The organism is Rubellimicrobium rubrum, from assembly GCF_006152115.1.
Lineage (GTDB): Bacteria > Pseudomonadota > Alphaproteobacteria > Rhodobacterales > Rhodobacteraceae > Rubellimicrobium > Rubellimicrobium rubrum.
In genome coordinates, this window is sequence record NZ_VDFU01000042.1 from 1 (window position 1) to 22,558 (window position 22,558).

A 22,558-nucleotide genomic window follows, 5' to 3' on the forward strand; every position below is an offset into this window, starting at 1 on the left:
ATACGCCTCCTCACCCGCCGCATCGCAAGCCATTGCGCATGCTGAAAGAGTTCCGAGTCAGGCTCTTAGACTGCTCGCACGGCTGGCCACGCGTCCGCTGGACGGGGGCCAGTTCCGGTGCGACTGCGGCTGGCGCTCGGCGCTGCCGGCCAGCTTCGTGGCCGAGTACCGGGCAAAGTGGGGCCTTGGCGCCTAGAGCCGCGCCACCGCGAACTTCCAGAGCACCCATACGAGGTCAGATCATGCCCCGAGGCGCCGCTCCAGCTCTTCTGGCTCTCGTGCTCCTGACCGGTTGCAGCGCCGGCGATGGTGGTCGCACTGTGGTCCAAGGCGCTGGGCCGGACGAGTTCCTGAAGCTGCGGGCCGGTCCTGGGCCCGGCCACCATGTCGTCCTGAGCCTGACGGACGACACCTCGCTCGTCCGCAGTGAGTGCGTCACCCAAGTGGGTCAGCCATGGTGCCGGGTCTCGCTCTCCGACGCCTCGCAGACCACGGGAAACGTCTCCGCCGATCATCTCTCGGGACCCTGATCTCAGTTGCCGCTGCTGCAGTTGCCCAAGCCGATCCCTAGTTTCTGCGCCAACATCATGAAGGAGGGCGAACGGCGACCGCAGCGGAGATTTCTCGTCTCCTGCCGATTATCCCGCCCGGGCAGTCCGCACGGGTCAAGGCCGTGCCCAGCCCCTGGCGTCGCGGTGGCCCTCGCGCCTCGGCGGCCCTCTGGCAGGACTTCGACCGCTTCGTGACCGAGAAGCGGGGCGTGGACGATCTGGGCCGGCCGGTGCCTCCGGAGAAGAGCGAGTTCGGCACCCGCACGGCCAAGACCTACGCCACAGCCGTCGCGCAGGCTTTGGCGCTCCTGGAGCGGTTCGGCCACCTAAGCCCTCAGGCGGCCCCTCGGCTGGCGGACCTTTGCACGACCGACAACATCACCCGGGTCGCGAACGCCTTGGCAGACCCGCGCCATCGAGGGCGAGGTGCGTGCCGACGCGACCACGCGCCATCTCATGGTCGAGCGTTCCATCCACATCTCAGGGCATCTCGAGCACCAGCCGAAGAAAGCTCGCAAGGGGCTGGCCCAGGTCCGCGAGAAGGTCCGCAAGGCGACGTCCCGCCGCGGCAAGATGTCGCCGCCCCGGCTCGCGTGGATCAAGGCGTTCGCCAAGAGCCCCTTCCAGCAGCGCGCTGTGGCCGTGCATCTCATGCCCGAGCGGCTGATGCGGGAAGCGCAGCCTATCCCCGACCGCTGGGATGACCGCAAGAAGCGCCCCGGCCAGAAGCAAGGCATGCGGGCGCTGTCGCTCGGGATGGCGGCCGTCATGGCGGCCGTCCTCTTCCGAGGCTCGGCGGTGCGCGCCAAGAACCTGCTCAAGGCCTTGGCCGAGGACAAGAACGCCATCTTCCATGCCGCCAGGGAGGCGCAGAAGACGGTGGACTTCATCACCGAGCGCTTGACGTAAGAGTGACGGCGCCAAGCTGCCGCACGTTGCGGGCTCCACCCTGAGAGGCCCAAGAGGATTTGAGCGGTGTGCAGCCTGACCCGCAGCCCCATCTTGCAGATCATGTGTGGCTAGGGGATCAGCCGGTCGGCGCGCAGACGCTCGAACAGATCGAAGAAGGCATCGTCGGTCGGCTGATAGCCGGTGAAACCCAGGCGCCGACTCTTTGACATGTCGGTCACGACCTCGATGGGACGGCCAAGGTCTGCGTCGGTGTGCCACGGCGAGGCCAGGCGGGCGAGGTCGGGCTCGACCAGCCCTTCGCGCTCCGCGATCCGGCGCCACACCTCCGCATCGCCGGCCATCTGCTGCTCCAGCGGGCGGACGGTGCCATCAAAGGGCGCTGCGTCCAGCCCGAACCATTCCGCGATGCGGCCCCACATCCATTGCCAGCGAAAGACATCGCCGTTGACCACATTGAACGCCTGGTTGTGCGCAGCCTCCGTCTCGGCGGCCCAGAGCAGATGGCGGGCGAGCTGGCGCGCGTCGGTCATGTCCGTGAGCCCCGTCCACTGCGCGGCCGAGCCGGGAAAGGTGAACGGCCGACCCGTCTCGCGGCACAGGACCGCGTAGGTGGCGAGCGTGGTGCCCATGTTCATGGCGTTGCCCACCGCCTTGCCGATGACCGTGTGCGGGCGGTGGACGCTCCAGGTGAACCCGTCACGGGTAGCTGCGGCGAACACCTCGTCCTCTTGCGCATAGTAGAAGTTGTCGACCTCGAGGCGGCCCTGCTCCTCACGGAAGGGCGTTTGCGGCAGCGTGCCCTTGCCATAGGCCTCGAACGGCCCGAGGTAATGCTTGAGGCCGGTCACGAGCGCCACGTGGCGCGGGCCGGTCGGCTTGGGCAGGCCGTTCAGCAGGTTGCGGACCATCGCCGCGTTGACCCGGATGTTCTCGGCCTCACTGTCCTGCCTGGCCCAGGTCGTGATGAACACCGCGTCGGGCCGCACATCCTTGAGGGCTGTCGCGGTGCCGTCCGCGTCGTGGAGGTCAGCGACGACGGCATTCACGCCATCAAGTGCATTTGGACGTCGGGCGAGACCATGCACCGTCCAGCCCCGCTCGATCAGCAGCTCCGCCGTCGCGTTGCCGACGATCCCGCTTGCTCCTACCACCAATGCCGTTCTCGCCATGCTCTTCATCCTGTGCTCGGGAAGGGGTCAGCTGAAGCAGGGGACCGCTGCCCCTCCACGCGGTCTTACTTAGAGGCGCAGGCACGAGATGCACTGTTCGAGAGAGATGTTACTGTCGCACAGGAAGGACGACCCGCTCGGACTGACCCGGCATGGTTCCCGATGTGGCTCGGCAGCCCCCTTCAGAACGCTACCGGCGACCTCGCCGGGAGAAGGGCCTGTGCTTACCTGAGCCGCCTGTCCGGCTGCGTCAGGCAGACTGGCCCGGTCCGCCGGGCTTTCAACTGTGTCGGCTTGACGGCCATCCTATCGGCTGCTCCGGCCCCGGTGTCGCAAGACCTCAGCAACCATGGGCTCCGTTTTCCCGGAACCGGTCACCCGTTCTCAGCACTTCCTTGGACGGTCACGAGAGGTGACCTGCGGCCCGTTTCTTGGGCCGCGCCGAGCTGGACGTGTCCGGTTTAGGCTGGGGCCGAGGAGGCGGAGAGAGACCATGAAGAAATCGAAGGTCAGCGAGGCCCGGATCGCCTTCGTGCTGAAGCAAGCGGAGGATGGCACGCCCGTGGGCGAGGTCTGCCGCAAGGCGGGGATCAGGGAAGCGGCTTGTCTCGCGCCTGGCGCAAGAAGTACGCCGGACTGATGCCGTCCGAGATGCGGAAGCTTCGTCAGCTCGAGGAGGAGAACACCAAGCTGAAGAAGCTCGTGGCCGACCTGAGCTTGGATAGCTGTCCGAGCCGAGCACCTGCTCGAAGCCCAGATAAGCATCACCCTTGGCCCAGCGCTTGATCAAAGGCTTCCGCAGACGTCGTCTACTCAAGGCCGAGGATAGAGGGCGCGACATCCTTTGTAGTGGAGCGAACTGATGACTGCGCAAGCGTCTGGCCGGCATCAACAAGGAATCAGCTTGAGGACCCCGGCCAAAGAGCCGGGCGCCATCCTCGGACCAGCTGATGGCGTTCAGCCAGGGCCCCAAAGCCGTGCCTTAGTACTACAATCCCGTCGTAAGGCGATCGTAACTGATTCCCAGGCAGAAAGGCGGAGAGGGACGAACAGGTCCCAACTGCGATGGCTGCAATCGCAGACGCTATTTGGGACAAATGGGGCCGTTCGCGCAGGACGGGGGCCGAGGAGGCGAGATGACGACATCGTACACTGGGGATCACCCCTCCGAGTTCTTGGCCGATAACAGAATCACTCCTGCAGCGACCTCGGATATGGGGTGCGCGGCCGAGGCGCTTTGGAGCACGCTTAACGCTGTGCAGAGCGTGATCCACTTCGGCCTCGATGGCACTGTTCTGGAGGCCAATGCCAACTTTCTGGCTATCCTGGGCTACGACGCCGAAGAGGTAGTGGGCAAGGATCACTCCGCACTGTGCCCTGAGGCGTTCGCCGCGTCGCAGGACTATCGGAAGCTCCGCAGAAGCCTTAGCCGGGGCGAGTACATCGCGGGAGAGTTCGAGCTTGTCGCAAAGAACGGCGATGAAATCTGGATCCAGGCCTCCTATTGTCCGGTCATAAGTTCGGATGGCGGGCCGGGTCGGATGGTGATGTTCGCAACCGACATCACGCAGGACAGGCGCCGCCGGGCCACCGAAGGCAGCAAGCTGCATGCCATCGAGCGCTCTCAGGGGTGCGTGGAGTTCGATCTGAAGGGGTACATCCGGGCCGCGAACTCCAGGTTCTGCCTGGCGTTGGGCTACTCGGAAGCAGAGATCATCGGGCAGCACCACAGCATGCTCTGCACGCCTGAACTGGCCGGAAGCACCGAGTACCGCCACTTCTGGCTGCGGCTGGCCTCGGGGGAGCACGAGAGCGGTGAGTACAAGCTCATTGGCAAGGACGGTCAGGTCGTCTGGGTTCACGCGGCCTACAGCCCCATTCCCGACGCCGAAGGACGAACCATCGGAGTGATCGCGTTCGCCTCGGACATTACGGCCGGTCGTCTGCAAAGCCTGGAGGGACAGTCCAAGATCGCCGCCATCCACCGCTCGCAGGCAGTCATCGAATTCGATGTGACTGGCAAGGTCCTCCGTGCAAACGACAACTTTCTCCGGACGTTGGGCTACACCCTGACCGAAATCCAAGGGCAGCATCACAGCCTGTTCTGCGATCCGGACTATGTGAAATCCGACGAATACGCTGGCTTCTGGTATCAACTGTCACACGGCCACTTCCACTCAGGACGGTTCCGCCGGGTCAACAAGTACGGCCGGAACATCTGGATCCAGGCGACCTACAATCCGGTCATCGACGCCGAAGGGCAGATTATCAGCATCGTCAAGATCGCCAGCGACATCACCCGCCAAGTCGAACTGGAGGAGCGGGTGCGGCAGCAAGCCCAGCAGATGGCTGCGGATGTCAAGCACCTGCGGCACGGCTTGAGCCAGCTTGCTGATCGAACGAGCGAGGCCGGCGACTTCGCGCAGAAGTCCCGATCGCATGGCGTGCGAGTGGCAGAAACCTTTGAACGATCGATCTCGGCCTCCGAGGCCGTCAGCCGTTGGGGCGCCGAGATCCAAGAGGCCACGGGCAAGATCGAGAGTCTGGCCCATCAGACCCATATGCTCGCGTTCAACGCTGCCATCGAGGCCGCACGAGCGGGCGAGCACGGGGTCGGGTTCTCGGTGGTGGCTGACGAGGTCCGCAAACTTGCGGAGCGTTGCCAGGCATCGACGCAGGAAATCACCCGCCTGATGCGACAACTCCATGAGCAGATCGGGGCGGGCGAGAGTGCCGCCCGTGACGGCCTGTCCTTCTTTGGTAAGCTGTCCCACGAACTCGACGAGGCGCTCGCCTCCGTGGAGGATCTGGGCGCAACACAGGCCACGCAGCGGGCTGTTCTTGAGCAGGTGGACCAAGCGGTTCTGCAACTGCTGACGGCATCCAGAGGCGGAGAAAACACCGTGACAGCGACCACGACCACATCGAGTTTGGCCGCATGACGGCTGCTCTTGATGCGACGGCGTCGCCATCCTGGCGTGCCGCCACTCTCGAAGTGGCAGGGGCGCGTGTGCTTGTGGCTTGCGAACTGGTCGATAAGGTCATCGAAACGCCCGGCACCCTTGGACCCGCTCTGCTCAACGAGCCTAGCATGCTTGGCTCATTCATCCACGCGGGTTCGACCTTCCCCCTGTCTGATCTTGGGCGATGCTTGGGTCTTTCGACGTCGAACGAGCGGCCACCACCAACCACTGTTCTGCTCCGATTGGCGGGTAAGCGTGCAGCCGTGGCCGTCGATCGCGTCGAAAGCGTCAAGGTGCTGCCATCCGAGAGCCTTGTGAAACTGTCGGCCCGCGGCAACTCTTTCGCGTTGGCGCCACTTCCGGGCCAAGAGGAACCGGCCGTCGTGCTGCAAGAGGACAGCCTGCTGGCGCTCACAGGCATGATGTTCGCTGACGTACCAATCACGACTGAGGCCTCCCAGCCCGGCATCGCGCATCACGCAACCCATGATCCCTCTTTCATGAGCTTCTCTTGGGCCGGGATCAGATACGCCTTCGAAATCACACAGGTTTCCGAAATCGTGTCCCAGCCGATGCTCGCTGCGGCATCGACGCTGCGGCTGCCAGGGTTCCTCGGAGAAGTGGAAACTACGCGCGGCATGGTCCTGCTGCTCGAGCGTCCTTCCCCGGGCAGCGGCGAGCCGCCGGGCTACAAGGCGCCGAATCATGCCGTCGTGTTGGAAACTGGAGATCTGCGCTTCGCTGTTCCGGCAGACGAGATCCATGCCATGTTCAAGCTCGGGTCCGCTGGCATTCTGCCACTTCCCCGTCCTACGAATCCGATAGACCGCTCCATGCGTGGTCTTGCGGCTCCGACGCCGGGTGGGAACTCCATGGTTGTGCTCGACGCACTGGGTGTGCTTGAGGCATCAGGAGGCTGCCCGGCTGTCACGATGCAGAGCCGCCAAGAGCAGGAAAAGCGTAGGGGCGTTCAGGCTGGCAATGGCCTCCTCCGTTCTTTCGTGGAGCTCGAGGCGGCAGGCCGCTTTTTCACTCGGCTGGTGGACGTCCAGGAACTCGCAGAGGTGCCGCGCTCGTCCATTCTGCTTCCGCACGCCCAAGACGGCCTTGATGGCTATCTGCAACACCGTGGTGAGGCCCTTGCTATCGTGGATCTTGCGAAGCGATTAGGGCATCCTGCGCGCCGAGCGGATGTCGCCAAGCTTGCCATCGTCCAGACCGAGCATGGCACGATAGGCTTCATCGTCGATGGCTTCGTTTCGGTTCAGCATGTGCATGCAACCGCGCTTCCACAAGCAGGCGAGCAGGAGGGACGCACGCCGCGACAGACTGGGAGGCCGTATGAGCGGCACTGGACCCTGACTCATGTGACAAGCCGAGAGCAGACGCGCGTCGTCCCCGTTCTTGATCTCGCTGCGGTGGCTCGTGAGGTGCAATACGGAGTAAACGGGGCCTAGCGCCGGGGCTGGGCATGTCCGAGCATCGGACGGGCTCGTTCCTGCGGACCAAGCTGCGCGGGGAGTTCAAGATCAGCACCAAGGTCGGCCGCTACCTCACCCGGCCCGAGGACCCCGACAGCCACGACCGCGGCCCCTAGGCCGGCGGGCTGAACTTCCAGGTCAACTTCGACTACAGCTACGACGGCATCCGGAGATCCTACGAGCAGTCACTCCAGCGCCTGTCGCTGCCCACGGTGGACGCGCTCATCATCCATGACTTCGACCATGGCTATCACGGTGACGCCACGCTCGCGCGGCACCTTTCGGACTTGGATGCGGGCGGGCTGCGGGCGCTGGGGGAGTTGAAGGCCCGGGGCGAAGTCCAGGCTGTCGGCAGGGGGTGAACACCAACCGCGCCTTCGAGGAGGCGGTCCCCCAGGTGCCGGGGCTCGACTTCGTCGTGCTCGCCATGCCCTACACGCTCCTCGACCAGGACTGCCTTCATCGCGGTCTCGCCCGCTGCCTGCGCGAGGGGATCAGCGTCGTGATCGGCTCGCCCTTCGCCTCGGGCATCCTTGCCAAGGGATCGAGGGGCGGGGGCAACTGCGACTACGGCCAGGCGCCTGAGGCGGTGGTGACCAAGGTGCAGGGCATGGAAGCCGTCTGTGCTCGCCACGGCGTCTCCCTGCCTGCCGCCGCGCTCCAGTTTCCGCTGGAGCACCTTGCCGTGGCATCGGTCGTCTCAGGCGCCAAGCGGCCCGATCAAGTCGAGATGAATGTGCGCGCGCTGGGCGAGGCGACCCCGACGGCGTTCTGGTCTGAGCTCAGGACCAATGAGCTGGTCGACCCGGAAGCACCTACGTCGGAGTGAGCGGGGCACTCACATCGTCTCAATGCCCGTGGCCCGCGCGCCCGCCGGCATGCAGCACGCAGACGGAGAGGTCCTGGCCACCCTTGCCGCCGCCCGCTTCGGGATCCCCTTCACCCATTCCACCATGTCCGTCTGCTCCATCGTGGGATTTGCGATCCGTGTGGGTCGAGGCAGCAATCGCCGAACCCAGTTCCCTTCATCGACGCGCGGACTGGTTCGAGTCATAGCTGACGTGGCGCAGAGCCGTCGGCGAGACCGACGACGCTGCCAGGAGGGTCAACGCCGACAACCCGACTGCAATGCCCAGCGCCGACTCCGTGCGCGGCAGGCTCTGAATTCCCCGAGCGTATCGCCCGCGATTTCCAGGTACCCACCGATGCGGGCGTCTGGCTGTCTTTCAGGAACGCTATTCGCCATGCCGTGATCCGGTGCTGGCGTTCCGAGCGCGTCTTCTATGACGACGGGACGACTAGTTGACGCATGAGGGTCTGCCTTGGTGGTCCGATAGGCTTTCCGACGAGCAGGGGGCCATCTCATGGCGACCTGACTCCCTCGACGTGGCTTCGTGGTGTCGCGACTGGCGAACTCCTCCTGTAAGCGCGGTCGTGGCGATGGTTCGGTCACGGCGCACTATGGACGACTGTTTCGACGGATGCGCGGCGCCACCGCCGGCATACCCGCGGTCGATCCGCTGTTCGACCGGATCGTGCAGGCCATCGACCCTGGGTCGGCTCATGCGGCTTTCGGAAAGTACTTACTGGAGGCGATCCGTGCGCCCTCGGCCAAGGCGGCGAGCTTGGCGTAGGACAGGTCGCGGTCCACGGCTCCCATGCCCACGTGGATCGAGAAGCCGCAATCGACCCCTGCCACGACGTTCTCGGGGCCGACCAGGTCGGCGTAGCGGCCGATCCGCTGGGCGATCAGCTCGGGGTGCTCGATGTAGGTGGACTGCGGCTCGATGCAGCCGGGGACGATGACCTTGCCCTCGGGGAGCTTGACGTCCTCGAACACCTGCCATTCGTGGGCGTGGCGCGGGTTGGCGGCCTCGACCAGGAGGGCGTGCGGCTTGGCCTTCCAGGCCAGGTCGATGATGTCCGCAAGGCCCACGTCGCAGTGGTGGGGGCCCGGATAGTTGCCCCAGCAGAAGTGCATCCGCAACTGCTCGGCGGGGATGTTGCGGACGGCGTGGTTAAGCGCCTCGATATGGATCTCGCAGATCCTCCGGAACTCATCGAGGGTCGCATCGGCGTAGTGGACGTGCCGTCCCATGGCGAGGTCGGGGCAATCGAGCTGCACGAGGGCACCGGCGGCGGCGATGGTCTCGTATTCGTGGCTCATCGCTTCGGCGATGGCGAAGACGTATTCCTCGTGGGTCTTGTAGTATTCGTTGCGGAAGAAGAGGGAGATGACCCCGGGTGAGGCGGCGGAGGTGAAGATCTGTCCCGCTCCGGAGGCTGCGGCGGCAGCTTTCAGGCGGTCCATGTCTTGCTGTGCGGCGTCGAAGTCGGACACCGTGACGGGCGCGTTGCAGCCCGGCGTGCGCCGGTACTTGCGGCCCGGGTCGCCTGCGACCCGTTGCGCGAGCTTGGGAAAATCCTTGAGGTCCGCGAATGGAAAGCTGTTGCTCGACCCGCCAAAGCCGTTGAGCCGCTCCAGGACGTAGGTGGCGTAGCTCGGTTTGCTCATCTCGCCGTCGTTCACGACATCGATCCCGGCCTCGACCTGGCGGCGGGTGGACTCGTCGACGGCTTCGGTGATCCTGGCTTCGAGGACATCAGGATCGACCGCGTCGCCTTTCTGCTTGGCGATCATCAACTCGACAAGATCGTCCGGGCGGGGAAGGCTGCCCGTGTGGGTGGTCAGGAAACGGTCGGTGCTGCGCATGGGCTCCCCCAGGAGGCTGAGACACTCGCAGCCTAGGCGGCTCAATCAGGTTCGGCCAAAGCTTTTTGCCGTGTGGAGGCCACGCGGTGCGGCGTGCTCGTTCCAGGCGTCCGACTTCGCCGAGAGGCACAGGGGTTGATGGGCCCGGTCCCCGCCTCGTGGCGCGCGGGCGTTGATGGACAGCGTCTTCCTGCCGGCATCCATGGCCACGAGTGCGCCGGTGGAACAATGTCTGGTGCAGAGGATTTCCCAAATGGATCCAAAGCCGGAAGGCGAGGGACGCAATGGCACGCAATCCGAATGATTCTCGTGACCCGCGCCTATCCGGTGGTCAGCGCGGTTCCGCCCGTTGGTTTCTTTGGCTTCTGGTGGCCGTCGTGCTTCTGGTTCTGCTGGCTTGGCTCTTTGGGCTGTTCGGGGGCACGGCCGGACCAACGGCGACCAGCACGGCCAATGAGGATCCCATCGCAACCGACGAACCGATCCCGGATGACGATACGGCTGATTGAGGCGTGCAGCCGGAGTTCGTCACAACTGAACCTGATCAGGACGAGGTCCCGGCGGATCTAGGACCCGGCCGCGATCCTGGGACGCCGCCACCCTCGTGATGACCGATCAGCCATGGAGGCGGATGGCGATCTGGGCGAGGTGGCGGCCCTGGAACGTCGCGCCCTCCAGGTCCTGCTCGCTTGGCATCCGGGAGCCGTCCGAGAGGGTCACGGTCGTCATGCCGTAGGGCGAGCCGCCGCGGATCATGTCGACGCCCATCTGGCCAGCGTAGGCATAACCGATCGGGACGATGATGATCCCGTGATGCTGAAGCGCGGCCTGGGTCGTCAGGATGGCATTCTCCTGTCCGCCGTGCTGCGCCGCGGTCGACGACATCACGGTGGCGACCTTGTTCACCAGCGCGCCCTGCGCCCAGAGCGGCCCGGTCTGGTCGAGGAAGTTCTTGATCTGGGAGGCCATCATGCCGAAGCGGGTCGAGACGCCGATGATGAAGCCGTCGTACTGCGCCAGCTCGGCCGGGTCCGCGAAGGGGGAGTCCTGTTCCAGCTTGTAGTTCGCCTTGCGAGCCACGTGCTCGGGCACGAGTTCGGGCACCCGCTTCATGGCGACCTCCGCTCCGGTGGAGCGGGCGCCTTCAGCCGCGGCTCTGGTCATGGCCTCCATGTGCCCGAAGCTCGAGTAGTACAGAGCCAAGATCCTCGCCAATTCCTGTCCCTCTTTTCGGCTGCCGAAAGAAATTTCGTAAATGGAGTATCGTCGGCGTGAATTGGTTGTCAACAACGCTCCGGGCGCAGCGGTCTGTCAGCCCGCCATGGTCATGTTGCGCCCGATCGGGGACAGGGCGGTGCGCACCAGCACCGGGTATTGGGCCAGCCGGGCGGAGATGTTCCGGGAGGCCTGGAGCAGCCGGGGCAGACGCTCCTCGGCTAGCGTTTGGCCCGACAGCCGACCACTGTAACCCGAAGTGTTGATGGCGGCCACGGCCCGCCCCTGGGCGTCGAAGATCGGGACAGCCAGGGAGGTGATGCCGTAGTCGAGCTCATCGACCGCCACCGCGTATCCGAGCCGCGCCACGTCCTGCATGACGCGGACGAACTCCTCCTTGGTGGTGATGGAGCGGTCCGTCAGGGGCCGGAACGGCGCCGTGGCGAGGAAGCGGTTCTGCACGTCCGGCTCGGCATAGGCGATCAGGACCTTGCCTAGCGCCGTGACATGGGCCGGGTAGCGGCTGCCTATCGCGGCGATGGGCCGCACCGCCGTCTGGCGCGACGTATGGGCCAGATATAGAACCATGCCTTCGTCGAGAACGGCCACCGAGGAGGCGTCCCCGAACACGTCCACGAGCTGGCGAAGCTCGGGCAGCAGGAACTCGTCGATCTGGGTCGAGCGCATGTAGGACGAGCTCAGCGTCAGGACGCGGGCTCCGAGCGTGAACTTCCGTCCGTGCTGGCGCACGTAACCCAGGATGTTCAGGGTGATCAGGCAGCGGCGGGCCGTGGCCGGAGAAAGTCCAGTTCGCGCCGCCACTTCGGACAGGGTCATCTCGACGTGATCCTGGTCGAAAGCCTCGAGGACCGCGAAGCCGCGGGCGATGGCGGTGTTGAACTCCTTCTCGTCGATGACCTTGCCATCCAGAATGCTTGACACGATCCGTCCCTCCGTGGTTTCCTTCGCCTGACGGATGCAGTTTCGCACAGCGAAAAACGGATCGCAAGAGTGCTGGTGAAGTCGGGAGGACAAGGCCGGAGGAGATCAGTGCCAGCGTTTGGCTTGGCGGCTGATCTGCCTTGGTCCCTGGCAGCGCCGGGCCGTGCCCGGTGCGCTGGCCGGACAGGGCCATGCACTTGGTGGTCAGTGTTTCCGGATCGTCGAGAGCCCGCCACTCTCGCCGCAGCAGGGAGGAAAGCCGTCCCGGCATGGGAGGCGGTCTGCAAGCGACCGCGGGCATGGTAGATGGGGATGGTGGCCAGACTGGAGGCGGCCCCGAACAGGATCGGAGGCACCTGCGCAAAGCGGGGCCTCGCGTAGCGCAGAGACAAGAAGAACCGCGCAAGATCGCTCTGAAGAATTGGAGGAGACCAGCATGACGACCCAAGCAACCAATCGGCCCCCCAGGCGGCTGGACGGCAACCACCACATCACGGGCATCACCGCCGACGTTCAGGCCAACGTGGATTTCTGGTGCCGGATCATGGGCCTCAAGTTCGTCAAGAAGACCCTCAACTTTGAGACGACCTTCCGGTACCACACCTACTTTGGCGACACCGAAGGCAAGGTGGGCAGCGTCGTCACCTTTCTCGAGTTCAACGATGTGCCCAAGGGCCGCCCCGGGCGCGGCAACCACCATTCGGCCATGCTGCGGGTTCGTTCCAACGAGGCGCTGGACTACTGGATGGACCGCCTCACCCGCGAGCAGATCTTCAGCGAGCTGATCCGGCTGGACCCGACGCAGCCCCGCCGGCTCGTGTTCGAGGACTTCGAGAACCATAAGGTCGAGCTCATCGTCAGCGATGCCAAGGACAAGCCGCTGGCATTCCCGGTGCCCGACATCCCGGAGCAGTTCCAGATCACCGGCATCGAGGGCATCCGCTCGAACGCGACGCTGGACGACCTGGCCCCCTACGCGGAGCATCTCGGCTATGTGCGGAACGCCGCGCAGCATCGCTTCGAGCTCCAGGGCGATACCAAGTCGTCGCGGTGGTACACAGCGCCGGTGCCGGACCTGCCGTTCCAGGAGTTCGCGGTGGGCGTATGGCATCACCTTGCCCTTGATGCCCACGAGGATCTTGCCGGCTGGCGCGACTATTCGGCGAGCGGGCCCATCCCCACCACCCCCGTCTATGACCACCACGTGTTCGACTCCTGCTATGCGCAGAGCCCCGGCGGCATCATCGAACTCACGAGCGCTGGCCCCGGCTTCTTGGTCGATCAGACCTTCGAGGAACTGGGCGAGAAGCTCGCTTTGTCGAAGCGCGTGGAGCCCTTGCGCGCCCGCCTCGAGCGGGAGCTGACGCCGATCACGAACCCACGCCGCGCCGACGGGAGCCTGCGGAACGAGCCGGCCCCTGCCGGGGGCAGGAACGGCGCCGCCAAGCAGACCGTCAGGACCTGATCCATCCCCTGGGCACGCGATCAGACCGGAGGGGCGCACGATGCCCCTCCTTGGAACCGGTAACGACGGTCAGCCCGGTTTCCCCCTCGGCAGAAGGGGAAAGGCGTGACTAGAGTGGTCGGGCAAGAACGCAGCATTCGAAAGAACAACGCTGCCAAGGCAAGGGGAGGAAAAAGATGTTTACCAGACGCAGACTCTTGAAGGCATCCGCCGCGGGGGGGCTCTCGCTCATGGCGGGGGGGCTTGCGGCGCCGGCCATCGCGCAGGGGCAGCGCATCCGCATCGGATATGTCAGCCCGCAGAGCGGTCCGCTGAGTGCCTTCTCCGAGGCGGATCAGTTCGTCGTCGAGCAGTTCCTGCAGCAGACCGGCGACGTGTTCGAGGTCATCGTCAAGGACAGCCAGTCGAACCCCAACCGCGCCAGCGAGGTGGCCCAGGAGCTCATCATCGACGATGAGGTCCACCTGATGCTCGTGGCCTCCACGCCGGAAACGACGAACCCGGTCGCCACCGTGGCCGAGGCGGAAGGCGTGCCGATCATCTCGACCAAGGCGCCGTGGGAGCCGTGGTTCATCGGGCAGCAGGGCAACCCGGCCGACCCGTCGTCGTGGCGTCCCTTCGAGTTCGCCTTTCACTACTTCTGGGGCGCGGCGGACCTGACCGAGGTCATGGTCGGCATGTGGAACCAGATCGAGACGACGCGGGTCATCGGCGCTCTTTATCCCAACGACGCCGATGGCAATGCGCTGGGCGATCCCAACACCGGCCTTCCGCCTGTGTTCACCGAGCGCGGCTTCACGGTCATCGATACCGGCCGCTACCAGAACCTCAGCGACGACTTCACGGCGCAAATCAACGCCTTCAAACAGGCCAACGCCGATATCGTCACCGGCGTCGTGATCCCACCCGACTTCACCACCTTCTTCAACCAGTCGGCGCAGCAGGGGTTCAACCCCCGGATCATCACCGTCAACAAGGCGCTTCTCTTCCCCAGCTCGGTCGAGACGCTGGGCGCGCCGGGCAACAACCTGAGCTGCGAGGTGTGGTGGACGCCGCACCATCCCTTCACCTCGTCGCTGACCGGTCAGAGCAGCGCCGAGCTGGCGCAGGCCTTCACCGAGGCGACGGGCCGGCCCTGGACGCAGCCCATCGGCTTTGTCCATTCGCTGTTCGAGATGGCGGCCGACGTCATGGGGCGGGTCAGCGATCCCGAGGACCGCGAGGAGGTCGCGGCTGCCATCGCCGGGTCCAACGTCAACACCATCGTCGGCCCCGTGTCCTGGCCGGGGCAGGGCATTCCCGAATTCGCCGCGCAGAACGTGACCAAGACGCCGCTTGTCGGCGGGCAATGGCGGCATCAGGAGGACGGCACCTTCAGCCTTGAGATCGTCGAGAACGCCACAGCCCCGGACATCCCCAAGACCTCCGAGATGCAGCCGATGTCCTGGTAGTTCCGGGCTGCCCGTCCGATCCGGGCCTGCCGGTGGGGCAGGTCCGGGTCTGACCCGCGAGCCCGGAGCTGGCTGACCGCCAAACCGACAGGCGGTGTCCGGGCGCTAGGCCCCCAATCCGATGACATGCGTCGATGCGCTGCTTCGCGCGTGGGATGCCTTGGTCCAGGACGGGGCCGAGGCCGTCCGTTCGTCCCGCGGCCTAGCAAGTGCCGTCCCGAGTTGCGCCGTTCGGACTCGCCCATCACCCCCGAAAGGAGAATCCACATGATCGCTCGACGTCGTTTTCTCGAGATCGTCTCGGCTTCGGCAGGACTGATCGTCCTTGGCCCCTTCGCCGCCGCAGCCCAGGACGCGGCGCAGAACACGTTCGACACCGATGGTGGGCAGATGGTGGTCCACCCCGTCTCGCACGCCTCGTTCGTGCTGGAGACACCGGGCCTGGTTATCTACGTCGATCCGGTCGGGGAGGCGGCCGCATACTCGCAGTTCCCGGCTCCGGATCTCATCCTGCTGACCCACGAGCATGGCGACCACTTCAGCGTCGAAACCCTGTCCGCCCTGGCGGGCGAGACCGCGCAATTGGTCACGAACCCAGCAGTGCATGGCATGCTGCCCGATGGCCTGCGGTCCAGGGCGACCGCCCTTGCGAACGGGGAGAGCACGGAGGTCGCCGGGATCACCATCGAGGCCATTCCCGCCTACAACACCACCGAGGACCGGTTGGAGTTCCACCCGCAAGGGCGGGACAACGGCTACCTCCTTGGGGTTGACGGCCGGAGGGTCTATATCGCCGGCGACACCGAGGACATTCCCGAGATGCGGGCTCTCGAGAACATCGATGTCGCCTTCCTGCCCATGAATCTGCCCTACACCATGGACATCAACCAGGCGGCCGAGGCCGTCAAAGCGTTCCAGCCTCGCACCGTCTATCCCTACCACTACGGGGAATCGGACGTTCAGGAGTTCGCGTCGCTGGTGGAGGCGAGCGGGGTGTCCACAGTTGTCGTTCTGGGCAACTGGTACCCCGAAGGCCCCGAGTCCTAAACGATCCCGGTCCGCGATCGCGGCGGAGCCCCAGCGGATACACCCCACCGCCCGGCTGCCAGGCGTGACGGCCTTTCGGGCCGGATTGGATCACGGAACGGGCCGGGGTGGGTGGCGGCCCTCCTGGCCCAAGCCTCGGAGGCGACCTGAAACCACATGCGCTTTGGGCTGTGGTACGCGCCCCGAATGCCGCCGAGCAGGGTGCCTCCTGTCGCTTCGCACGGCCAGGGTCCCCGTATCGCCGCGATCACCTTGGCAGAGTTGTTGTTGGAATCGCATCCTTGTTGACAACTCATTCCTCGTCATCAAGACTATTCGATATACGAATAAAAATTCGCACAGCGAAAATGGGAGGAGCGCGATGCATAAGTTCAGAGGTCCGAAAGGACCGCTGCTGATGTCCCTTGCCCTTGCAGCCCTGGTGGCGTCGACCTCATCGGCCGTGGCCCAGGAACAGCCTGCCGCAGCCCAGGACGGTGGCGAAGCGACGGAGGCGCGGAGCGTCGGCCGGGGCTGGCCCATGGCCCAGCAGCAGGACCAGCCGGTGGTCGGAGCCGGCACCGGGGGCGCCTTCCATGGCGAGCATATCGCCGCGCGGAACGGCGCAGTGCCCGAGGGCGTGACTCCGCTCGAGCGCGACATCTTCACCTCGGACGACTTCTATGTCGACGCCGAGCTTTGGTCCGATCCACGCTACTTCCGCTGCAACAGCCCGATGGGGCTGGAGTCGCAATGGGGCGGGTACGGCGAGGAGATCATCGGGGACAACCCTCCGGCGTCAGGGGCCTGGGGCTTCTGCGACCGCGACTACCCCCGCGAGAACATCGTCAGCCCCTATGGCTTCGAAACAGCACAGGAGCACTACGAGGCGCTCCTGGCCGAGACCCGGGCCAATGGCGGGCCGACCGTCCTCACGAACGCCGACCTTCCGGACTGGAACGGCCGATACAACGATTCCAGCGAGAACTGGTATTGGGGCCGTATCATCCAGGCCTCCACCGTACTGTCCCTGCTCACGCCCGAGTATCGGCAGCGGGCCGTGCAGATGCATTACCATCAGGCCAATACGAACGCCCCACAGTGGCAGTCCCAGTACTGCTGGCCCGAGGGGTTCATGCGCCGCTGGCACGAACACGCAGTGCGCGACCATCAGGTCCTGGTCACGCCCGAGATCGTGCAGTTCATCACCGGCGTCGCGGACAACTTCCTGACCCAGGTCCACATCGGACGCGAGTTCAACATGGAAGGGGCCGTGCCCCGCCTGGGCGAGGACGTTCCCCGCTGGTACGGCGAGACCATTGGTTTCTGGGACGACGAGGCCCTGATCAGCTGGACCTCCAATATCCAGGGCTGGACCGTCCATGCGGGGTTCGAGTTCTCGAACAAGCTCCAGGCGGTCGAGATCTACACGCCCAACACGGATGACGACGGCAACGTCGTCGGCATCCACCACGAAGCGGTTCTCTACGATCCCGAAGCCTTCGTGGAGCCCATCCGCATGGTTCGCGATCTCGAACGGATCGGCAATCTCGAAGAGGTCGATCCCTACATCTTCGTCGAATGCGTCCAGACCTTCTATCCGATCGACGGGTACGCGACGCCTGTCACTCCTGGTCGCGTCATCCAGTACGAGATCCCCGACATGTTCGGCCGGCCCTGGGCGCAACTCTGGGAGGAGTGGCACGAGGAGGGCATGCAGCGGCCCGAGGCCGAGGACGTGTTCAACTTCGAGGACGACGCGGGGCAGTAGGCGGCCCTGCCGAGGTTTGATGGGCGGGCCGTGGCGTGGCATGGATCACGGCCTCGCCGAGCGTGACCTCTCAGCATCCGGCACCGACCTTAGCTTGCTCCGAGGAGGGGCGAGCCGTTACGCAACTCCGTAACGTAGGGAACTTGCCAAGAGGAGGCCCGCCAGCTTACGGATGCTGCCTGCAGTCCGTACAGCCGCGGTGATCTGGGTTCGTTGGCCTCGGCTCGGACTGCGGGGCAGGTGGCACTGCCGCGCGCGACCCGGCGGGTCAGTTGGCTTGCTCGAGCAAAGCTACAGGAGGCATCACGCGGGCCTCCATGAGCGTGCAGAGTTTCTGCAGAGCGGCGATGCGTCGTTGAGCCTCGGGATGGTCGCGGAACCGCTCGTAGGTCGCGGTATCCCGCCATTGGGAATAGTTGAGGACGCGCGTGCCATCTTCGCTCGCGTGTATGGCGCTGGCGATGAACCCCGGCTGCTGGCTCGTGAACTCGGCGATCATGGCGGTCACGCCGGCCACGAAGTCCGATTGCTTCCTGGGTTCGAGATGGATGTCCACGAGGACCGTCAGGAGCGGCGCATCATCGTCGATCAGGACGGTGGTCATTCGGTGTTCCTCCTGTACCGACGCTCGGCGTCGTTCCCCGGTCGATCCGTGAGCAAGTCTCTGTCGATTAGGCGGTTCCATCGGCCAAGGCGGCATGGCCCGGTTCGCCAGCAGTCGTAACGGTACCGAGGTCCCGGACGGCGTCGATGCCCGAGGCAGATCCGATGGCACACGGACGGGCCAGGCGTGCCGGTCGCCCGGGAAGCCGAGGGTGGCAGTCCCAAGGGTCGTGACGGAGTCTAGACGGCCTTGCGGCGTCGAAGCTCGGCCCGGATGGCGTCGCCGTGTTCGTCGAGGACGGGCGGCGGCAGGATGTCGAGATCCGGCTCGCCATCGAAGCTGTACGGTGATCGGACCGTCGTGAAGGCGCCCATCTCGGGGTGGTTCGCGGAGACGGCGAGCTTGAGGTGCTTGGCCTGTGGGTCATCGAGGGCTTCGTTGGCCTCGTAGGCCGGCGAATGCGGAACCTCGGCGGCCAGGAGCCGCTCGCACCAATGGTCCCGGGTTTGCTGCATGAAGATCGGCGTGAAATGCTCGATCAGCTCGTCCTGGTGGGCAATGCGCTGGAGACGCTCGCTGAAGCGGGGGTCTTGGGCCAGCGCCTCCTGGCCGGTGGCTTCGAGCAGGCCTTCCCAGAACTTCGGTGGCGAGGACAGGTGGATGGCCACCCACTTTCCGTCCGAGCACTGGAACGTGTAGGACTGCGACACCTCGGGGCGGGACAGCGGGCCCATGACCTCTCCCACGCTGAAGTAGTGGGTGAAGCTGTCGAGGTTGAAATGGCTCATCGCTTCGAGCATCGAGATGTCGAGCCGGCGGCCCTTTCCCGTCTTGCCACGTTCTAGCAGCGCCGCGAGGACGCCGATGGCCGCATACTGGCCCGTGATGGCGTCGGCGAGGGCGGGGCCGATCACCCGCGGGTTGGTCGGCGGCGTCACGAGGCGCAGGAAGCCGCTCGCGGCCTGCGCGACGGTATCGTAGGCGGGACGGTCCCTGGACGGCCCGCTCGTTCCGAAACCGGTGATGGCGCAGTAGACGAGCGAGGGATTGATCCGCCGGAGGTCGGCTTCGCCGGCCCCCAGCCTCTCGGCCACGCCGGGGCGGAAGTTCTGAATGAAGACGTCCGCGGACGAGATCAGGTCCTGGAAGACCTCGAGGTCCTCGGGGATCGTGGTGTCGAGCGCGATCGAGCGCTTGTTCCGGTTGTAGGTCTGGTAATGCGGCGAATACAGCCCGCCCTTGAAGGCGCGGAAGGGATCGCCCGTGCCGGGCCGTTCAACCTTGATGACGTCAGCGCCCAGGTCTGCCAGATGCATGGCTGCGGCCGGCCCGGTGATATAGGTCCCGAGCTCCACGACACGGATGTTCGTCAGGATCTTCATGTCTGCGCCTCGGAGCGGTCTTCGGTCGGTTGCAGCGCCGGACGTTCGCCGTCGTAGCTGATCGCGAGATCGGCGTTGTGGGACAGGATGAACCCGATCGAACGCTGCGATTCCTCGAACAGGTGCGCGGCCAGACCTGCCGTGCGGGCCAGGATCGGAACGGCCTTCAGGGCCTCGATCGGCCAGCCCGCGTCCAGGATGACGGCCGGGATGGCACCCGAGACGTTGATGGGCAACGGGCGTTCGATGATGCCGGGCGCATGAGCGGCGAGCGCCTGAAGGGTCCGGATGTGATAGCCTGCAATTCCGAGTTCGGCGGCCACCGCGATCAGCCGGTCGGCGCGCGGGTCGCCGGCGCTGTGCTGGGGATGTCCGAGGCCGGGCACCTTCTTCCTTGCGGACTTGAGTGCCTGCAGGCTCTGGATCGCCGCCTCGTCCAGAGTGATGCCCTTGGACCGGCTCGCCAGGAGCACCTCGGCGATGTAACGCCCCGCGACCTCCGAGGATCCGGCGACCACGGTGCCCATGCCGAGGAGGCCGGCGGCCATCGCGCCTTGCCAGGCTTCGGGGGCGGCGGCCAAGGTCATCCGAGCCGCCTGCACCGACGGCACGAGGCCGTGTTCGGCAATGGCGACAAGGCACGCATCCATGGCGGCCGTCTGGACCGAGGTCGGGCGGGTGCCAGTCACGAGCAGCCAGAAGTAATCGGTGAACCCGACCTTCCCTATGAGGTCACGGCAGAGATCGCTTCCCCGGACCGTGATGCTTTCGGCATCCGCAGTGGCAATTGCTGTGAAGGCATTGTCCTGCTTCCCGATCCGCATGAACGCTCCCAACTATTCGCTAAGCGAAGTTTCTTACTCTGGACGAAATTAGGTGCCGCGGCAGTGTCCCGTCAAGCGGAAACTCGGTCGGTTCAGGAAGGCGAGAGACGGTGCGAAGGTCTTGGGCGGGGCGAACGGCCCTGCCTGGGGAAGCGGGATACCTGTAGAATGTGGGCCCAGACTGTCGTTCGGGGACAGAGGGGTGGTAGACTGGTGGTCGTCCCGTCGCGACAGGAAGAGGCCGCTGAGGTGCCCAGGTTCGGTGGCAGAAGCGGGCGGGGGAGGAGGGGCGGCACAGACGCGGACACTCGGCCGACCCCCAATAGGCCACTCGCACAGGCTTAATCTTGGAGCCGCCCTTGCACCGCCAAAATGCTTGACGAACCCATGGTGAGCCCACAAGATCATTTCGAGAAACGAATAAAAATTCGCTTAGCGAAATCTCCGGAGGAGCGCTGACATGATGAACCAGACGAGGTGCCGCCTTTTCGGCAGTGTGGCGGTTGGCGTCGTTATCTCAAGCGTGGTCCCGGCCCTTGCACAGGACGTGCCGCCCTTGCCGTCGGCCGAGGGACCGATCGCGGAGCAGGTCGGAAACCAGCAGCACCCCAGCCGCCGGGGGCCAACGCTCGGGCAGGCGACCATGTCCGACTGGCCCGAGGAAGGGGAGCCCGAGTACTTCGGCTATGTCGAGGACGAGTTCTTCGTGTCCGGTGAGGCCAACGGCGCGCCCTATACGACGCGGATCGTGTTCCGGCACCCTGCCGACGTCGAGGACTTCTCGGGTTTCGTCGCCATAGAGACGCTCCATCCCGCGCAGTCCGCGCAGATGTGGATGGCCACCCGGATCGGCGGGATGCTGAACGGACACGGCTATGTCGAAGTCGTCAACGCGCCGGGGCTGATCGACAGCCTCAAGGGATTCAATGCGGCGCGCTACGAGGACCTAGGGATCGAGGGAGCCGTCACCGCCGAGGGGCAGCCCGATCCGGCGGCGAACCCGATCATCGCCCAGGTCGCCCATCTGGTGAAGACGGCCAACCCTCTGGGCGAGGACTGGAACGCCGATTGGCTGGTCATGACCGGCGCGTCCTATACCTCCCGGACGGCCATGAACTTCATGGAGCAGGCCGACGGCAACCCCGCGTACCGGATGGAGGACGGGTCGAGCCTGATCGACGCGATGTACGTCTGGGACACCAACGGCCCGACCCAGGACGTGCTGGACAGCGTCTACGACGTGCCGGTGATCATCCTGGCCACCCAGACCGAATGGATGCCGAGCCCAAATCCCGATGAGCCGCGCAGCCGCGACACTGCGGTCGACAGCGACGAGGCTGGTCAGCAGTACCGCCTTTATCAGGTGGCCGGCATGCCACATCTGGAGGCCCGCGAGATGCAGGAAGCGGGCACCGAGGCCTGTCTTCAACCGCTCGACCACTTCATGTTCAATGCGATGGTTTATCAGGGTCTCGAGCATATGCACGAATGGCTGGCGAACGACGTTCCGCCCCCCATGGCTCCGCGCACCGAGTTCGAGGCGGCCGAGAACGACGCCGCGTTCGTGACGGACGAGTTCGGCAACGCGACGGGTGGGGTCCGGAGCCCGCAAGTCGAGGTGCCGACCCACCGATTCATCACGCCGAACCCGGGGGAGGGCTTCCTCTGCACCCTAAGCGGCACCGTGGAGCCCTTGTCGGCTGACCAACTCCGGACTCTTTACAAGAGCCCAGCGGACCATGCCCAGCAGTTGACCGAGGCGGCCAACCGGCTGATCGAGGAGCGGTGGTTCCCTTCCGAATACCTGTTCGAGATCTCGGACGAGATCCGGCGGGTGCGGCCGCTCTTGGACGAGGCGCTGCACGAGCAGCCTGCGCCCTGACCATGACGGTCCGGCGAGGACTTATGCCCGAGCATCGCGCGAGGGGGCTTAGCTGGCTGGGAGGAGCGGCTGGCGGCCTTTGCACATATCGGAGGAGGACTGCCATGACCTTGCCCACCCTGCCCATCCGTGCGTCCTGGGGCCGTGCGTTCTGGGGCGCCGCCGCGCTGGCGGCGGCTCTGGCCGCGCCCGCGCTCGCGCACCATT

General features: G+C 65.4%; 21 protein-coding genes and 2 pseudogenes. 16 read left to right on the plus strand and 7 right to left on the minus strand.

The window, feature by feature from the left end:
• The 3 genes from FHG66_RS22025 to FHG66_RS19535 form a co-directional block, all read left to right on the plus strand.
• Positions 1 to 196: hypothetical protein (locus FHG66_RS22025; RefSeq protein ID WP_218013920.1), on the plus strand; the 196-nt coding region annotated here is incomplete at its 5' end.
• A 46-nt stretch (positions 197 to 242) separates the two neighbouring features.
• Positions 243 to 530, plus strand: coding sequence for an SH3 domain-containing protein (locus FHG66_RS19530; protein ID WP_139078745.1), 288 nt, complete (start codon positions 243 to 245; stop codon positions 528 to 530).
• A 447-nt stretch (positions 531 to 977) separates the two neighbouring features.
• The gene (locus FHG66_RS19535; protein ID WP_139078747.1) at positions 978 to 1,460 is read left to right on the plus strand and encodes a hypothetical protein; all 483 of its coding nucleotides are present in this window, start codon (positions 978 to 980) and stop codon (positions 1,458 to 1,460) included.
• A gap of 110 nt (positions 1,461 to 1,570) precedes the next feature.
• Here the strand turns inward: FHG66_RS19535 and FHG66_RS19540 are convergent, their stop codons facing one another.
• On the minus strand, positions 1,571 to 2,632 hold the full coding sequence (locus FHG66_RS19540) for an SDR family oxidoreductase (protein WP_139078749.1): 1,062 nt from the start codon (positions 2,630 to 2,632) through the stop codon (positions 1,571 to 1,573).
• A gap of 493 nt (positions 2,633 to 3,125) precedes the next feature.
• Between FHG66_RS19540 and FHG66_RS22475 the strand changes: the two are divergent.
• The 7 genes and pseudogenes from FHG66_RS22475 to FHG66_RS22480 all read left to right on the plus strand — a co-directional run.
• Positions 3,126 to 3,355, plus strand: a pseudogene (locus FHG66_RS22475) (transposase); the annotation flags it as partial.
• 413 nt (positions 3,356 to 3,768) lie between these two features.
• Entirely contained in the window at positions 3,769 to 5,574 is a 1,806-nt protein-coding gene (locus tag FHG66_RS19550; protein WP_176556356.1) for a methyl-accepting chemotaxis protein, read from the plus strand.
• Positions 5,571 to 7,052, plus strand: a complete 1,482-nt coding sequence (locus tag FHG66_RS19555) for a chemotaxis protein CheW (protein ID WP_139078753.1) — start codon at positions 5,571 to 5,573, stop codon at positions 7,050 to 7,052. The genes FHG66_RS19550 and FHG66_RS19555 overlap by 4 nt, the downstream gene beginning before the upstream one ends.
• 14 nt (positions 7,053 to 7,066) lie before the next feature.
• Complete coding sequence (locus FHG66_RS22705; RefSeq protein WP_281282974.1) at positions 7,067 to 7,192, plus strand: hypothetical protein; 126 nt, start codon at positions 7,067 to 7,069, stop codon at positions 7,190 to 7,192.
• Between the two features lie 9 nt (positions 7,193 to 7,201).
• On the plus strand, positions 7,202 to 7,438 hold the full coding sequence (locus tag FHG66_RS22710) for an aldo/keto reductase (RefSeq protein WP_139078755.1): 237 nt from the start codon (positions 7,202 to 7,204) through the stop codon (positions 7,436 to 7,438).
• A complete protein-coding gene (locus tag FHG66_RS19565; RefSeq protein WP_139078757.1) occupies positions 7,435 to 7,905 on the plus strand; it encodes an aldo/keto reductase in 471 nt (156 codons plus the stop codon). The genes FHG66_RS22710 and FHG66_RS19565 overlap by 4 nt, the downstream gene beginning before the upstream one ends.
• A 16-nt stretch (positions 7,906 to 7,921) precedes the next feature.
• A pseudogene (locus FHG66_RS22480) lies at positions 7,922 to 8,047 on the plus strand (alpha-hydroxy-acid oxidizing protein); the annotation flags it as partial.
• A gap of 590 nt (positions 8,048 to 8,637) precedes the next feature.
• Here FHG66_RS22480 and FHG66_RS19575 read toward each other — a convergent pair.
• The gene (locus tag FHG66_RS19575; RefSeq protein ID WP_139078759.1) at positions 8,638 to 9,789 is read right to left on the minus strand and encodes a cobalamin-independent methionine synthase II family protein; all 1,152 of its coding nucleotides are present in this window, start codon (positions 9,787 to 9,789) and stop codon (positions 8,638 to 8,640) included.
• Positions 9,790 to 10,073: 284 nt separating this feature from the next.
• Between FHG66_RS19575 and FHG66_RS19580 the strand changes: the two genes are divergently transcribed.
• Positions 10,074 to 10,298 carry a hypothetical protein gene (locus tag FHG66_RS19580; RefSeq protein WP_139078761.1) on the plus strand — a complete coding sequence of 75 codons (225 nt, stop codon included), beginning with the start codon at positions 10,074 to 10,076 and terminating at the stop codon, positions 10,296 to 10,298.
• Between the two features lie 106 nt (positions 10,299 to 10,404).
• Here the strand turns inward: FHG66_RS19580 and wrbA are convergent, their stop codons facing one another.
• Positions 10,405 to 11,004, minus strand: a complete 600-nt coding sequence (gene wrbA, locus FHG66_RS19585) for an NAD(P)H:quinone oxidoreductase (protein WP_139078763.1) — start codon at positions 11,002 to 11,004, stop codon at positions 10,405 to 10,407.
• A gap of 96 nt (positions 11,005 to 11,100) precedes the next feature.
• Positions 11,101 to 11,946 carry an IclR family transcriptional regulator gene (locus tag FHG66_RS19590; RefSeq protein ID WP_139078765.1) on the minus strand — a complete coding sequence of 282 codons (846 nt, stop codon included), beginning with the start codon at positions 11,944 to 11,946 and terminating at the stop codon, positions 11,101 to 11,103.
• 436 nt (positions 11,947 to 12,382) lie between these two features.
• On the opposite strand from FHG66_RS19590, the gene FHG66_RS19595 reads away from it, so the two are divergent.
• From FHG66_RS19595 to FHG66_RS19610, 4 genes are all read left to right on the plus strand, one after another.
• Positions 12,383 to 13,411, plus strand: a complete 1,029-nt coding sequence (locus FHG66_RS19595) for a VOC family protein (RefSeq protein ID WP_139078767.1) — start codon at positions 12,383 to 12,385, stop codon at positions 13,409 to 13,411.
• Positions 13,412 to 13,608: 197 nt separating this feature from the next.
• Positions 13,609 to 14,862, plus strand: coding sequence for an ABC transporter substrate-binding protein (locus FHG66_RS19600; protein ID WP_246082693.1), 1,254 nt, complete (start codon positions 13,609 to 13,611; stop codon positions 14,860 to 14,862).
• Positions 14,863 to 15,129: 267 nt separating this feature from the next.
• Positions 15,130 to 15,909 carry an MBL fold metallo-hydrolase gene (locus FHG66_RS19605; protein ID WP_139078770.1) on the plus strand — a complete coding sequence of 260 codons (780 nt, stop codon included), beginning with the start codon at positions 15,130 to 15,132 and terminating at the stop codon, positions 15,907 to 15,909.
• Between the two features lie 397 nt (positions 15,910 to 16,306).
• Positions 16,307 to 17,659, plus strand: a complete 1,353-nt coding sequence (locus tag FHG66_RS19610) for a hypothetical protein (protein ID WP_139078772.1) — start codon at positions 16,307 to 16,309, stop codon at positions 17,657 to 17,659.
• 268 nt (positions 17,660 to 17,927) lie between these two features.
• Here the strand turns inward: FHG66_RS19610 and FHG66_RS19615 are convergent, their stop codons facing one another.
• The 3 genes from FHG66_RS19615 to FHG66_RS19625 all read right to left on the minus strand — a co-directional run bounded on the left by FHG66_RS19615 (position 17,928) and on the right by FHG66_RS19625 (position 20,469).
• The gene (locus FHG66_RS19615; RefSeq protein WP_176556357.1) at positions 17,928 to 18,263 is read right to left on the minus strand and encodes an antibiotic biosynthesis monooxygenase family protein; all 336 of its coding nucleotides are present in this window, start codon (positions 18,261 to 18,263) and stop codon (positions 17,928 to 17,930) included.
• 239 nt (positions 18,264 to 18,502) lie between these two features.
• Positions 18,503 to 19,645 carry a CaiB/BaiF CoA transferase family protein gene (locus tag FHG66_RS19620; RefSeq protein WP_139078777.1) on the minus strand — a complete coding sequence of 381 codons (1,143 nt, stop codon included), beginning with the start codon at positions 19,643 to 19,645 and terminating at the stop codon, positions 18,503 to 18,505.
• The gene (locus FHG66_RS19625; protein WP_139078779.1) at positions 19,642 to 20,469 is read right to left on the minus strand and encodes a citryl-CoA lyase; all 828 of its coding nucleotides are present in this window, start codon (positions 20,467 to 20,469) and stop codon (positions 19,642 to 19,644) included. Before FHG66_RS19625 ends, FHG66_RS19620 begins: the two co-directional genes overlap by 4 nt.
• Positions 20,470 to 20,929: 460 nt before the next feature.
• Between FHG66_RS19625 and FHG66_RS19630 the strand changes: the two genes are divergently transcribed.
• Positions 20,930 to 22,351 carry an alpha/beta hydrolase domain-containing protein gene (locus FHG66_RS19630; RefSeq protein ID WP_139078781.1) on the plus strand — a complete coding sequence of 474 codons (1,422 nt, stop codon included), beginning with the start codon at positions 20,930 to 20,932 and terminating at the stop codon, positions 22,349 to 22,351.
• The last annotated feature ends 207 nt before the right edge of the window (positions 22,352 to 22,558 follow it).